This window comes from Pseudomonas sp. TE3911 (genome assembly GCF_054062775.1).
In genome coordinates this window covers 3,824,281-3,838,294 of record NZ_JBSSFP010000001.1, presented here as the reverse complement: position 1 = coordinate 3,838,294, position 14,014 = coordinate 3,824,281, and the positions used below count along the sequence as shown (strand labels likewise).

Below are 14,014 nucleotides of genomic sequence, written 5' to 3'. Positions count from 1 at the left end.
AGCGTATTCCACGATGAGCGTCGTGGGGGTGTCAGGACAGGTTGCACGTTCTGCGTTAAAAATCCCACACTGCAAAAAAATAAGTCCTACAGGAGCGCCAGACCGTGAGCCGTCTTTTACTGAATTGCGATATCGGCGAAAGCTTTGGTAACTGGACCATGGGTCTGGACGCCGAGGTCATGCCGTTCATTGATTGCGCCAACGTGGCCTGCGGCTTTCATGCCGGCGATCCGAGCATCATGCGCAAAACTGTTAGCTTGGCGCTCAAGCATGGCGTGCAGGTGGGGGCGCACCCGGCATACCAGGATTTGCAAGGCTTCGGCCGCCGTTCCATGGCCTATACCCCTCAGGAAATCCAGGATCTGCTGCACTACCAGATCGGCGCCCTCGATGGCATTTGCCGTGCCCAAGGCGGTCGCGTCAGCTACGTCAAACCCCATGGCGCGATGTACAACGACATGATGGCCAACCCGAAACAACTGCGTGCGGTCATCGGGGCGGTGGCCGCTTATGGTGACTTGCCGCTGATGTTGCTGGCCACTCGCGATAACAGCGCAGCCCAGGCATTGGGCGATGAGTATGGCGTGACCCTGTGGTTTGAAGCCTTCGCCGACCGCGCCTACGACAATAACGGCCACTTGGTTTCCCGCCAGTTACCCGGCGCTGTGCACCACGACGCCGACACGATCATCCAGCAAGCCCTGACTATTTCTCGTGGCGAACCGTTGACGGCCAGCGACGGCAGCGCCCTCGTACTAAACGCCAATACCCTGTGCGTGCATGGCGACAACGCCAGTTCAATTGCTGCCGTGCAGCGTATCCGCGAGGCGTTGAAGCCAGCATGAAGCCGCGGATTGAAGTGGTGGCCATCGACTGCCTGATGGTGCGTCTGTTCGATGCGATTGCAGAAGCCAACATGCCGTGGATGCTCGCCGCAGCGCAACGCTTGCGAGAAGGGTTCGGCGCTGCATTGGTGGATCTGGTGCCGTCCTACACCACCTTGATGGTGCATTACGACCTCATCGCGCTGAGCCCTGCCCAGGCCCGAGAGCTGATCGACCACGCCCTCACCGACTTGCAGCCGCAGGCACAGGGAAGCGGTCAATGCCATGTGCTGCCGGTGTGGTACGACCTGAGCGTCGGCCCGGAGCTGACTTTACTCAGCCAGCGCAGTGGCCTGGCCGTCGACGACGTGATCCGTCTCCACAGCACCCACGAATATCAGGTCTTCGCCCTTGGCTTTGCCCCCGGTTTTGCCTTTATGGGGTTGGTGGACGAAGTCCTCGCCAGCCCACGCCTCAGCACACCGCGCAAACGCGTGGCGGCTGGCAGTGTGGGGATCGCCGAGCGCCAAACGGCTGCTTACCCGGTGGTTTCTCCGGGTGGCTGGAACCTGATCGGTCGCACCTCCGCCAAACTGTTCGACCGCGCGCGAGACGGCTACAGCCTCATGCAACCTGGCGACACGGTGCGCTTCGAAGTGGTCAGTCGTGCCGAATTTATCAACCTGGGTGGCGATGACACGCCTTTGGAGGCGCAGGCATGAGCCGCTTGATCATCGAGGCCAGCACGCCGCTGTGCCTGTTGCAGGACGCCGGTCGTTTTGGCGTACGCCACCTGGGCGTGACCCAGGGCGGCGCGCTGGATTGGGTGTCGATGTCGTGGGCCAATTGGCTGCTGGGCAATGCGCTGGACGCACCGGTGGTGGAAATCACCCTCGGCGGCTTTACCGTGCAGGCCGAGGAGTATTGCCTGCTGGCCTTGGCCGGTGCGGACCTGGGCGCGTATGTCGATGAACGCCCTATCAGTCCGGGACGCAGTTTTATCCTGCAAAAAGGCCAGCGTTTGCGCTTTACCCAGCCGTTCAACGGTGCGCGGGCGTACCTGGCGGCACCCGGCGGGTTTGATGCGCCGGATGTGCTGGGCAGTTGTGCGACGGTGGTGCGTGAAGCACTGGGCGGGCCGGACGGATTCGGCAAAGCGTTGGCCGAGGGCGGGCGGTTGGCCTATTCCGGGACGGGCGGCGCGATGAAAGTGCTGAGTGCACAGGCGTTGCCCGCCAAGGCGCCGCTGGATGTGATCGTCGGTGCACAAATCGGCCAGTTCAGCGGCCAGAGCCTGTTCGATGCCTTCAATACCGATTGGGCCCTGGACAGTCGCGCCGACCGCATGGGCATGCGCTTGCTCGGTACGCCGTTGCGGTACCAAGGGCCGTCGCTGATTTCCGAAGGTATCCCGTTGGGTGGCATCCAGGTGCCGCCGGATGGGCAGCCGATTGTGTTGCTCAATGATCGGCAGACCATTGGCGGTTATCCGCGTCTGGGGGCGTTGACGCCTTTGTCGCTGGCGCGGCTGGCGCAGTGTTTACCGGGAGAAAAGGTGAGGTTGGTACCGGTGGTCCAGGAAACGGCGCATCGGCAGCATGTCGAGTATTTGCGCCGATTTACATAACACCGCAATTTAAAATGTGAGAGGGGGCTTGCTCCCGATGACGATGGTTCAGTCACTGATGTGTTGACTGAAACACGGCTATCGGGAGCAAGTCGAATCGTCGCACCGCCCCTCCCACATGAGATCTCCTGCATTATTTGGGTCGGCGTTTATTTGGAGAGGAAGCGCATCCCTTCTTCCAGCCCGCGCAATGTCAGCGGATACATCTGATCCTCCACCAACTCCCGCACAATCCCCGTTGACGCGGTGTAACCCCACGTATCCTTGGGATACGGGTTTATCCAGATCAGCTTTTTGTACTTGGCCATGAAGCGCTGCATCCACACATACCCCGGCTCTTCGTTCCAGTGCTCCACGCTGCCGCCAGCCTGGGTGATTTCATACGGCGCCATCGACGCATCGCCGATAAAGATCACTTTGTAGTCGGCGCCGTACTTGTGCAGCAGGTCTTGAGTGGAAGTGCGCTCCGAGGTGCGGCGCTGGTTGTTCTTCCACACCGACTCGTACACGAAGTTATGGAAGTAGAAATATTCCAAGTGCTTGAACTCGGTCTTGCAGGCCGAGAACAGCTCTTCGCAGATCTTCACGTGGGCGTCCATCGAGCCGCCTATATCGAACAGCAGCAACAACTTGATGGTGTTGCGCCGTTCCGGGCGCATCTGGATATTCAGCAAACCGGCGTCGCGGGCGGTGTGGTCGATGGTGCCGTCGATGTCCAGCTCTTCGGCCGCACCCTGGCGCGCGAACTTGCGCAGGCGGCGCAGGGCGATCTTGATATTGCGCGTGCCCAGCTCAACCTGGTCGTCGAGGTTTTTGTACTCGCGCTGGTCCCAGACCTTCACCGCCTTCCCCTGGCGCTTGCCGGCGTCGCCGACGCGAATGCCTTCGGGGTTGTAGCCGCCGGAGCCGAACGGGCTGGTGCCGCCGGTGCCGATCCATTTGTTGCCGCCGGCATGGCGTTCTTTCTGTTCTTCCAGGCGCTTTTTGAATTCCTCGATCAGCTTGTCGAGGCCACCAAGGGATTGGATCTGCGCGCGTTCTTCATCGCTCAGCGAACGCTCGAATTCCTTGCGCAGCCAGTCTTCGGGGATCAGCGCCTGCAAATGGTCGTCGAGCTTTTCCAGGCCGTTGAAATAGGCACCAAACGCGCGGTCGAACTTGTCGAAATGCCGCTCGTCCTTGACCAGGATCGCCCGGGCCAAGTAGTAGAACTCGTCCATGTCGGCGAAGGTCACGCGCTGCTTGAGCGCGTTGATCAGGTCGAGCAGCTCGCGCACGGACACCGGCACCTTGGCGGCGCGCATCTCGTTGAACAGGTTGAGCAACATTAGCGATTACCGCGACGGCTCATGAACGCCAGACGCTCCAGCAGTTGCACGTCTTGCTCATTCTTGACCAAGGCACCGGCCAGCGGCGGGATGGCTTTGGTCGGATCGCGCTCGCGCAGCACCGCTTCGCCGATATTGTCGGCCATCAGCAGCTTGAGCCAGTCCACCAGTTCGGAGGTGGATGGCTTTTTCTTCAGGCCCGGTACTTTGCGCACGTCGAAGAACACGTCCAACGCTTCGCTGACCAGGTCCTTCTTGATGTCGGGGTAGTGCACATCCACGATCTTTTGCAGGGTGGTGCGGTCGGGGAAGGCAATGTAGTGAAAGAAGCAGCGGCGCAGGAAGGCATCCGGCAGCTCTTTTTCGTTGTTGGAGGTAATGATGATGATCGGGCGTTTCTTGGCCTTGATGGTCTCGTCGATTTCGTAGACGTAGAACTCCATCTTGTCGAGTTCTTGCAGCAGGTCGTTGGGGAACTCGATGTCGGCCTTGTCGATTTCATCGATCAGCAGGATCACCCGTTCTTCGGATTCGAACGCTTCCCACAACTTGCCTTTTTTCAGGTAGTTGCGCACGTCGTGCACCTTGTCCACGCCCAACTGCGAGTCACGCAGGCGGCTGACCGCGTCGTACTCGTACAAGCCCTGATGGGCCTTGGTGGTGGATTTGATGTGCCAGGTGATCAGCTTGGCGCCGAAGGATTCGGCCAGTTGCTCGGCGAGCATGGTCTTGCCGGTGCCCGGTTCGCCCTTGACCAGCAACGGCCGCTCCAGGGTGATGGCGGCGTTGACGGCCAGTTTCAGGTCATCGGTAGCCACATAGGCCTGGGTGCCTTCGAACTTCATCGGTGTTTCCTCGCATTCATCAATGCCGGGACTATACCGCGCAGCCCCGGCGACTGTGAACGCAGACGGGTTATTCAGTCTCTGAATGACCAATGTGGGAGGGGGCTTGCCCCTCCCATATTTTAATCTGCGCTGGGTTTGGGCTGTTCATAGCGCGCATTGAACGCCTGGATAAAACCATTGCGCAAAATCGCTAAAAACGCAGAGAACGCGCTGGCATCCTTCTGATGCACGCTGCCACTGAGTTCGACGCGGGTGGCAAATTGGTTTTTCTGTTGGTTCTTGAGCACGGTTTCGCTCGCACCTACCACGGCCTCCCAGATCGAACGGAAGATGTTCTTGTCCTTGTTCTCCACGTCTTGCTGCCAGTCAAACACCTGCACATCCCTTAGCAGCGGTTTGATATAGCCAGTCAGTTGGCCTTTTTCGGCCTGGGCTTCGATGACTACATCGCCGGTGCCGGCCTTGAAGTCGAACTTACCGTAGGCCGAGGCAAAGTCATTCATGCGCTTGAGTTGCAGGTCTTTGGCGCGGAAACGAAATTCGAAGTTCTCAAAATTGCTCAGCGGGTCGAAGGTGGCGCTGGCTTCCAGCGGGGCCTGGCCTTGCAGCAGGGCTTTGCCGTCGAAGCGGGCGTCGCGCTTGCCTTTGACGTCGACGACGTTGGTCAGGTTATAAAAGCTGGCGTTGACGTTGGTCGCGTCGATCTTCACCACGGGTTTGGAACTGAAGTTATGGAAGGCAATCTTGCCCTCTTCGATACGCACTTCATCAAGGGTGATCGGCGCCAGCTTGCTCAACTGCTCGCGCCAGTCGGTGCCCTTACCGGTCTGGGACGCCTGCTTGTTAGCGCCGCCGTCGACGAAATTCACTTCAGGCTCGATAAAACGCATTTTGGCGACCACTGCATGGTCGTACCACAGCGAATGCCAGCTCACCGCCAGGTCGATCAGCGGCGCCTTGACGAACGGTACCGGCACTTTGCCGTCGACCTTGATGATCTCAAGGCCGTTAATCCGGTAGGCGCCGCGCCACAGCGCCAGGTCCACGTCGGTAATTCGGCCTCGGTAATCGCCCATGTCGGCGAGCTTGTCATTCAGATAATTACGCACTAAGTAGGGCAGGGCGATGCTTAAGGCAACCATGACCACCAGCAATCCGGCGACGGTCCATAGTGGCCAGCTGTAGCGACGTTTCATCGGGCAGTTCTCCTTGCAGGTAAAACATGGACTGCCGCGAGCCGAGCAACGTTCCTCTGACTGGACGCTTTGCAGTACGAGGCATACCCTTATTGCCTTCTTGAAATTGCCTATAGGACCCGTCATGAGCCGCATTTTTGCAGACAACGCGCACTCCATCGGTAACACGCCCCTGGTGCAGATCAACCGGATCGCCCCCCGTGGCGTGACCATCCTGGCCAAGATCGAAGGGCGTAATCCGGGTTACTCGGTGAAGTGCCGCATTGGCGCAAACATGATCTGGGACGCAGAAAGCACCGGCAAACTCAAACCGGGCATGACCATTGTCGAACCCACATCTGGCAACACCGGCATCGGCCTGGCGTTTGTCGCCGCCGCCCGTGGTTACAAGCTGCTGCTGACCATGCCGGCGTCGATGAGCATCGAGCGCCGCAAGGTGCTCAAGGCGCTGGGCGCCGAGTTGGTCCTGACCGAGCCGGCCAAAGGCATGAAAGGCGCTATCGAAAAGGCCGGCGAAATCGTCGCCAACGATCCAGCCAACTACTTCATGCCGGGCCAGTTTGAAAACCCGGCGAACCCCGAGATCCACGAGAAAACCACCGGTCCGGAAATCTGGAACGACACCGACGGCGCGGTCGATGTGCTGGTAGCGGGCGTGGGCACCGGCGGCACCATTACCGGGGTGTCGCGCTACATCAAGAATATTGCGGGCAAGCCGATTCTGTCGGTGGCCGTGGAGCCGATTGTGTCGCCGGTGATCACCCAGGCGCTGGCCGGTGAAGAAATCAAGCCCAGCCCGCATAAGATCCAGGGCATTGGCGCCGGCTTTGTGCCGAAAAACCTCGATCTTTCGATGGTTGACCGCGTCGAGTTGGTGACCGACGACGAATCCAAGGCCATGGCACGGCGCCTGATGCAGGAAGAGGGAATTCTGTGCGGTATTTCCTGTGGCGCAGCGATGGCCGTGGCCGTGCGCCTGGCCGAGAAGCCGGAAATGCAGGGCAAGACCATCGTGGTGATCCTGCCGGACTCTGGCGAGCGCTACCTGTCGAGCATGCTATTCAGCGATTTGTTTACCGAGCAGGAAAACCAGGCCTGATGAGCGTTTGGGGTTGATGTGTGTCAGCCCCGTTACCCTGGGCCTTCTGCATACTGGCCCAACTGTTTATCATGGCTGGCTGCTACGTCTGGTTTCCCCGTGACGGGAAGTTGTTGGCCAGACGCTTATTTCCAGGAGTTGCTGCATGACCTTTTCTTTGGCCGCCAAACTGTCGGTGTTGCTGCTGTTTATCGGTAGCACGCTGTATGTACACCTGCGCGGCAAGGCCCGTTTACCGATGTTGCGCCAGTTCGTTAACCATTCGGCGCTATTCGCCCCCTATAACGCCTTGATGTACCTGTTCTCGGCCGTGCCGTCCAAACCTTACCTGGACCGCAGCAAGTTTCCGGAACTGGACGTGCTCAAGGACAACTGGGAAGTGATCCGCGAAGAGGCCATGCACCTGTTCGACGAGGGTTACATTCGCGCCGCCGAAAAGAACAACGACGCCGGTTTCGGTTCGTTCTTCAAAAAGGGTTGGAAGCGTTTTTACCTCAAGTGGTACGACAAACCCCTGCCATCGGCCGAGGCGCTGTGCCCGAAAACCGTGGCCTTGGTGAGCAGCATTCCTAACGTCAAAGGGGCGATGTTTGCGTTGTTGCCGGGCGGCAGCCACCTCAACCCGCACCGTGACCCGTTTGCCGGTTCCCTGCGTTATCACTTGGGCTTGTCCACGCCGAACTCCGACGACTGCCGCATCTTCGTCGACGGCCAGGTGTATGCCTGGCGTGACGGTGAGGACGTGATGTTCGACGAAACCTACGTGCACTGGGTGAAGAACGAAACCGAGAAGACACGCGTGATCCTGTTCTGCGACATCGAGCGCCCGCTGAGTAATCGCGTGATGACCCGCGTCAACCGTTGGGTCAGCAAGCAACTGGGCCGCGCCACGGCGCCGCAGAACCTGGATGACGAGCGCGTCGGCGGCATCAACCAGGCGTATGCCTGGAGCAAGACCTTCAGTGACAAGTTCAGTGGTGTGGTCAAACAGTGGAAGCGCAAGCATCCAAAGGCTTACCGCATTGCGCGGCCGGTGCTGGCAGTGGTCGTTCTGGTGCTGTTGTGGAAGTGGCTGTTCGGCTGATCTGAAGCGTTAAACGCGGTCAAAGTGTGGGAGGGGGCTTGCTCCCGATGGCGGTATGTCAGTCAAAACATCTATGACTGATCCAACGCTATCGGAAGCAAGTCGAATCGTCGCACCGCCCTCCCACATTAGTTCTCCATTGCTTTTGAGATCGCCTTACGACGCAATCAACTGCCGCAGCACATAGTGCAAAATCCCCCCCGACTTGAAGTATTCCACTTCATTCAAGGTATCGATCCGGCACAGCACGTCGACCTTCTCGCGGCTGCCATCCTCGCGGGTAATCACCAGCGTCAGGTTCATCCGCGGCACGATCTCCACCTCGCTCAGCCCGAGAATATCGATCTTCTCCTTGCCCGTGAGCTTCAGCGCCTTGCGGTTCTGATCCAGCTTGAACTGCAATGGCAACACACCCATGCCCACCAGATTGGAACGGTGGATTCGCTCGAAGCTTTCGGCGATCACCGCCTTGACCCCCAGCAGGTTGGTGCCTTTGGCCGCCCAGTCACGACTGGAGCCGGTGCCGTACTCTTGACCTGCAATGACCACCAGCGGCGTGCCCGAAGCCTGGTATTTCATTGACGCATCGTAAATCGGCATCTTCTCGCCGGTGGGGATGTACAGCGTGTTGCCGCCTTCTTCGCCACCGAGCATTTCATTGCGGATGCGGATATTGGCAAACGTGCCGCGCATCATCACTTCATGGTTACCGCGGCGTGAGCCGTAGGAGTTGAAGTCCCGCGGTTCGACGCCTTGCTCGCGCAGGTAGCGGCCAGCGGGGCTGTCGACCTTGATATTGCCGGCGGGGGAGATGTGGTCGGTGGTGACTGAGTCGCCCAGCATCGCCAGCACGTTGGCGCCCATGACGTCTTTGATCACCGGCAACGGGCCGTCGATGTCCTCGAAGAAGGGTGGATGCTGGATATAGGTGGAATCCTTCTGCCACACGTACGTCGCGGCCTGGGGCACATTAATGGCCTGCCACTGCTCGTCGCCGGCAAACACCTCGGCGTATTCCTTGTGGAACATGCTGGTGCTGACCTGCGCCACGGCGTCGGCAATTTCTTTGCTGCTTGGCCAGATGTCCTTGAGGTAGACCGGGTTTCCGTCCTGATCGTTACCCAGCGGCTCGCTGCTGATATCGATGCGCACGGTGCCAGCCAGCGCATAGGCGACCACCAGCGGCGGCGATGCCAGCCAGTTGGTTTTCACCAATGGGTGCACGCGGCCTTCGAAGTTACGGTTGCCCGACAGTACCGAGGCCACGGCGAGGTCGGCCTTCTGGATGGCTTTTTCAATCGGCTCGGGCAATGGCCCGGAGTTGCCGATGCAGGTGGTGCAGCCATAACCCACCAGATCAAAGCCGAGGGTGTCCAAGTATTGAGTGAGGCCTGCCGCCTTGTAGTAGTCGGTGACCACCTTGGAGCCGGGAGCCAGTGAGGTCTTCACCCACGGTTTGCGCGTGAGGCCTTTTTCCACGGCTTTTTTCGCCACCAGCCCGGCGGCCATCATTACGCTGGGGTTGGACGTGTTGGTGCAGGAGGTGATGGCGGCGATCACCACCGCGCCGTTTTTCAGCCGATAGGTCGTGCCTTCGTATTCGTAGTCTGCTTCGCCCACCAGGTCGGCGTTGCCCACGGCCACACCACCGCCGCCTTCACTTTCCAGGCGGCCTTCTTCCTTGTTGGTGGGTTTGAATTGCAGGTCGAGGAAGTCGCTGAAGGCCTGGCCGACATTCGGCAGGGCCACACGGTCCTGTGGACGTTTTGGCCCAGCCAGGCTGGCTTCGACGCTGCCCATGTCCAGGGCCAGGCTGTCGGTGAACACCGGTTCCTGACCGGCATTGCGCCATAAGCCTTGGGCCTTGGTGTAAGCCTCGACCAGTTTCACGGTTTGCGCCGGACGACCGGACAAACGCAGATAATCCAGGGTGACGTCATCCACCGGGAAAAATCCGCAGGTGGCGCCATATTCCGGGGCCATGTTGGCGATGGTAGCGCGGTCGGCCAAGGGCAGATCGGCCAGGCCGTCGCCGTAGAACTCGACAAATTTACCCACCACGCCTTTTTTGCGCAGCATCTGGGTCACGGTCAGCACCAGGTCGGTGGCGGTGATGCCTTCTTTCAATTTGCCGGTGAGCTTGAAGCCGATTACTTCCGGGATCAGCATCGACACCGGCTGGCCGAGCATCGCCGCTTCCGCTTCGATGCCACCCACGCCCCAGCCCAATACGCCGAGGCCATTGATCATGGTGGTGTGGGAGTCGGTGCCGACCAATGTGTCGGGGAAGGCGTAGGTGCGGCCGTCTTCGTCCTTGGTCCAGACGGTGCGGCCAAGGTATTCCAGGTTGACCTGATGGCAGATGCCCGTGCCCGGCGGCACCACGCTGAAGTTGTCGAAGGCGCTCTGGCCCCAGCGCAGGAAGGCGTAGCGTTCGCCATTGCGCTGCATTTCGATATCGACGTTTTCTTCGAAGGCGTCGGCATTGCCGAACTTGTCGACCATTACCGAGTGGTCGATCACCAGGTCCACGGGGGAGAGCGGATTGATGCGCTGCGGGTCGCCCCCGGCCTTGGCCACGGCGGCGCGCATGGCGGCCAGGTCGACTACGGCGGGTACACCGGTGAAGTCCTGCATCAGCACGCGGGCGGGGCGGTACTGGATCTCACGGTCGGACTGGCGCTCTTTGAGCCAGGCGGCAATGGCCTTGAGGTCTGCGCCGGTGACGGTCTTGTTGTCTTCCCAGCGCAGCAGGTTTTCCAGCAGCACCTTGAGCGACATCGGCAGCTTATCCAGGTCGCCCAGGCTCTTGGCGGCTTCGGGCAGGCTGAAATAGTGGTAGGTCTTGTCGTCGATTTCTAAAGTTTTAAGGGTTCTCAGGCTATCAAGGGATGACATTACATGACTCCTTATGGTCCGCACGGCTACGGACCTGACGGGACGAACAGAGCTTTAAAACTAGCGCTGTTTTCATTAGCAGGCTAATAACTGGACTCTATGGGCAAGTCCAAGGTTCCGAACTCGGCTATCATGCGCGCGTTTTCATGACAGGCATTGCGATCGAGCAAGCCAGTTGCCAGGAGATTCAATGAACACCCTTTTTATGCACTGCCGCCCGGGTTTTGAAGGCGAAGTCTGTTCCGAGATCGCGGAACACGCCGCGCGTCTGAACGTTTCCGGCTACGCCAAAGCCAAGACCGGCAGCGCCTGCGCCGAATTTGTCTGCACCGAAGAAGACGGCGCCCAGCGCTTGATGCACGGCCAACGCTTTGCCGAGCTGATCTTCCCGAGGCAGTGGGCGCGCGGGGTGTTTATCGACCTGCCGGAAACCGATCGCATCAGCGTGATCCTCGCTCACCTGCGTGAATTCCCGGTGTGCGGCAGCCTCTGGCTGGAGATGGTCGACACCAACGATGGCAAGGAACTGTCGAACTTCTGCAAGAAATTCGAAGTGCACCTGCGCAAAGCCCTGCTCAACGCCGGCAAACTGGTGGACGACCCGAGCAAGCCGCGCTTGCTGCTGACGTTCAAGAGTGGCCGCGAAGTGTTCATGGGGCTGGCCGAGTCGAACAACTCGGCGATGTGGCCGATGGGCATTCCACGCCTGAAATTCCCGCGTGACGCGCCAAGCCGCTCAACCCTCAAGCTGGAAGAGGCCTGGCACCACTTTATCCCCCGCGATCAATGGGACGAGCGCCTGCACGGCGACATGACCGGCGTCGACCTCGGTGCCGCGCCGGGCGGTTGGACTTGGCAACTGGTCAACCGGGGCATGTTGGTGACGGCCATCGACAACGGCCCCATGGCCGAAAGCCTGATGGACACCGGCCTGGTGCAGCACCTGATGGCCGACGGTTTCACCTTCGTGCCCAAGCAGCCGGTTGACTGGATGGTGTGCGACATTGTGGAGAAACCCGCACGCAACGCCGCGCTGCTGGAAACCTGGATTGGCGAAGGATATTGCCGCGAGGCGGTGGTGAACCTGAAGTTGCCGATGAAGCAGCGTTATGCCGAAGTGAAGCGTCTGCTGGAGCGCATCGAAGAGGGTTTCAAGGCGCGCGGCATCCGCGTGGAGATCGGTTGCAAGCAGCTTTACCACGACCGTGAGGAAGTGACGTGCCACCTGCGTCGGCTGGTGGATGCGAAGAAAACCAAGGCCCGTTAACGAGGAGTAATCAATGAGCGATATTAACGACAGCCCCGTAGACGGCGTTCTCGATGCAACAGGCCTCAACTGCCCGGAACCGGTGATGATGCTGCACCAGCACATCCGGGACCTGCCGGCAGGCGGCTTGCTCAAAGTGATCGCGACCGACCCGTCAACCCGTCGCGATATTCCCAAGTTCTGCGTGTTCCTTGACCACGAATTGGTGGATCAGCAGGAACAGGCCGGCACCTACCTGTACTGGATTCGCAAAAAGGCCGACTAAGCGCGCGCCTTATCCGCCCGGATACGCCGGCGTGCACTGCGCGCCAGGCGTACCAGCAACATCCCCGCCGCACAGCTCAGGCCCACGATCAGCCCTTGCCACAAACCGCTTGGGCCGCTGGGCGCGCCGAGCCAGTCAGTCAGCCCCAGGGCGTAGCCCACCGGCAACCCCACGCCCCAGTAGGCGAACAACGTCAGCACCATGGTCACCCGGGTGTCCTGATAGCCCCGCAATGCGCCAGCGGCAGTGACCTGGATCGAGTCCGAGAACTGAAACAGCGCCGAGAATACGATCAGCGTCGACGCTAGGTGGATCACCACCGGGTCCGGGGTGTAGATCGTCGCGATCTGCTCGCGAAACAACAGCATCAGGCTGCACGACAGGCAGGCATATGCCAGCGCGGTGCCCATGCCGACCCCGGCGGCGAAGCGCGCTTCACGCGCTTCGCCACGCCCCAGGGCCTGACCGACGCGCACGGTGACGGCCATGCTCAGGGAGTAGGGGATCATGAACACCAGGGAGCTGACGTTCAGTGCAATCTGATGCCCGGACACCACCGTGGCGCCGAGGCTGCCGAGCAACAGGGCGATCACTGCAAAAATGCTCGACTCGGCAAAGATCGCGACGCCAATCGGCAGACCAATCCCCAATACACGCTTGATCACGGCCCATTGCGGCCAGTCAAAGCGCTTGAACAATTCACTGCTCTGATAGGCCGGGCCCCAGCGCGTCCAGACGGCCAGGCCGAGCATCATCACCCACATCGCAATGGCGGTGGCCCAGCCACAGCCCACGCCGCCCATGGCCGGCACGCCAAAGTGGCCGTAAATGAAGATGTAGTTCAGCGGAATATTCAGCGCCAGGCCGACCAGGCCCATGACCATGCTCGGTCGCGTACGGCCCAGGCCATCGCTGAAACAGCGCAGCACGTAATACAGCGCAATCGCTGGCATCCCCGCAGCGATGCCGTGCAGGTAGCCCATGGACGGCACGATCAGGTCAGGCTCGACCTTCATGGCATGCAGGATCGGTTCGGCGCACAGCAGCAGCAATCCTCCGAGGATCCCCACGACCACCGCCAGCCACAAGGCCTGGCGCACCAGCGGTCCGATTTCGCTGAATTTGCCGGCACCGTAGCGCTGAGCGACTTTTGGTGTGGTGGCCAGCAGCGTGCCGCTCATCAGCAAGTACACCGGGATCCAGATCGAGTTGCCCAACCCCACTGCCGCCAGGTCCTGGGGGCTGACACGTCCGGCCATCACCGCGTCGACAAAACTCATGGCGGTGGTAGCCAGTTGGCCGATCATGATTGGCAGAGCGAGCGTCAGCAGGTCGCGCACTTCCCGACTGATACGGGCGGGGCGGGTGAGGGGGGTGGCGGCAGTGTTCACGTGCGGGTGTCCAATAGAAAATAGCGCAAGGACGGCGGATTCTACGCCTTGACACCATGGTCAGGAAAAAACCTGTGTTAGGGATTTGTAAGCGACCTCCCAGGGCACCGCATATCCCTGGTGGGACGGGGCTTGCCCACGATTGCAGAGTGTCAGTCACTGGATAGTCGCTGACACACGGCTATTC

The 14,014-nt window shown here is 60.2% G+C and carries 12 protein-coding genes; 7 read left to right on the top strand and 5 right to left on the bottom strand.

Annotated elements, in window-relative coordinates; all coding sequences use genetic code 11:
* The first annotated feature begins 104 nt into the window (after positions 1–104).
* The 3 genes from ACVWXD_RS17325 to ACVWXD_RS17315 are packed head-to-tail and all read left to right on the top strand — an operon-like array spanning position 105 to position 2,451.
* Positions 105–845 (top strand): 5-oxoprolinase subunit PxpA, encoded by a 741-nt coding sequence (locus ACVWXD_RS17325; RefSeq protein WP_122752645.1) that lies wholly within the window; start codon positions 105–107, stop codon positions 843–845.
* Positions 842–1,546, top strand: a complete 705-nt coding sequence (gene pxpB / locus ACVWXD_RS17320) for a 5-oxoprolinase subunit PxpB (protein WP_457371211.1) — start codon at positions 842–844, stop codon at positions 1,544–1,546. The genes ACVWXD_RS17325 and pxpB overlap by 4 nt, the downstream gene beginning before the upstream one ends.
* A complete protein-coding gene (locus ACVWXD_RS17315) occupies positions 1,543–2,451 on the top strand; it encodes a 5-oxoprolinase subunit C family protein (protein ID WP_095184103.1) in 909 nt (302 codons plus the stop codon). Before pxpB ends, ACVWXD_RS17315 begins: the two co-directional genes overlap by 4 nt.
* 149 nt (positions 2,452–2,600) lie before the next feature.
* On the opposite strand, the gene ACVWXD_RS17310 is transcribed toward ACVWXD_RS17315, so the two are convergent.
* The 3 genes from ACVWXD_RS17310 to ACVWXD_RS17300 all read right to left on the bottom strand — a co-directional run bounded on the left by ACVWXD_RS17310 (position 2,601) and on the right by ACVWXD_RS17300 (position 5,823).
* Complete coding sequence (locus ACVWXD_RS17310) at positions 2,601–3,779, bottom strand: vWA domain-containing protein (protein ID WP_095184104.1); 1,179 nt, start codon at positions 3,777–3,779, stop codon at positions 2,601–2,603.
* Entirely contained in the window at positions 3,779–4,624 is an 846-nt protein-coding gene (locus ACVWXD_RS17305) for an AAA family ATPase (RefSeq protein ID WP_003210690.1), read from the bottom strand. The genes ACVWXD_RS17310 and ACVWXD_RS17305 overlap by 1 nt, the downstream gene beginning before the upstream one ends.
* Positions 4,625–4,746: 122 nt before the next feature.
* Positions 4,747–5,823 (bottom strand): DUF748 domain-containing protein, encoded by a 1,077-nt coding sequence (locus tag ACVWXD_RS17300; RefSeq protein WP_122755744.1) that lies wholly within the window; start codon positions 5,821–5,823, stop codon positions 4,747–4,749.
* Positions 5,824–5,947: 124 nt separating this feature from the next.
* Between ACVWXD_RS17300 and cysK the strand changes: the two genes are divergently transcribed.
* Positions 5,948–6,922 (top strand): cysteine synthase A, encoded by a 975-nt coding sequence (cysK, locus tag ACVWXD_RS17295; RefSeq protein ID WP_122764924.1) that lies wholly within the window; start codon positions 5,948–5,950, stop codon positions 6,920–6,922.
* Positions 6,923–7,067: 145 nt separating this feature from the next.
* Complete coding sequence (locus tag ACVWXD_RS17290) at positions 7,068–8,006, top strand: aspartyl/asparaginyl beta-hydroxylase domain-containing protein (RefSeq protein ID WP_032888770.1); 939 nt, start codon at positions 7,068–7,070, stop codon at positions 8,004–8,006.
* A 156-nt stretch (positions 8,007–8,162) separates the two neighbouring features.
* On the opposite strand, the gene acnA is transcribed toward ACVWXD_RS17290, so the two are convergent.
* Positions 8,163–10,904, bottom strand: a complete 2,742-nt coding sequence (gene acnA / locus ACVWXD_RS17285; protein ID WP_457371210.1) for an aconitate hydratase AcnA — start codon at positions 10,902–10,904, stop codon at positions 8,163–8,165.
* Between the two features lie 190 nt (positions 10,905–11,094).
* Between acnA and rlmM the strand changes: the two genes are divergently transcribed.
* On the top strand, positions 11,095–12,171 hold the full coding sequence (gene rlmM, locus ACVWXD_RS17280) for a 23S rRNA (cytidine(2498)-2'-O)-methyltransferase RlmM (RefSeq protein ID WP_032888775.1): 1,077 nt from the start codon (positions 11,095–11,097) through the stop codon (positions 12,169–12,171).
* 13 nt (positions 12,172–12,184) lie between these two features.
* On the top strand, positions 12,185–12,436 hold the full coding sequence (gene tusA, locus ACVWXD_RS17275; RefSeq protein ID WP_032888777.1) for a sulfurtransferase TusA: 252 nt from the start codon (positions 12,185–12,187) through the stop codon (positions 12,434–12,436).
* Here tusA and ACVWXD_RS17270 read toward each other — a convergent pair.
* Positions 12,433–13,827, bottom strand: a complete 1,395-nt coding sequence (locus ACVWXD_RS17270) for an MATE family efflux transporter (RefSeq protein ID WP_032888778.1) — start codon at positions 13,825–13,827, stop codon at positions 12,433–12,435. The genes tusA and ACVWXD_RS17270 overlap by 4 nt on opposite strands.
* Positions 13,828–14,014 lie beyond the last annotated feature (187 nt).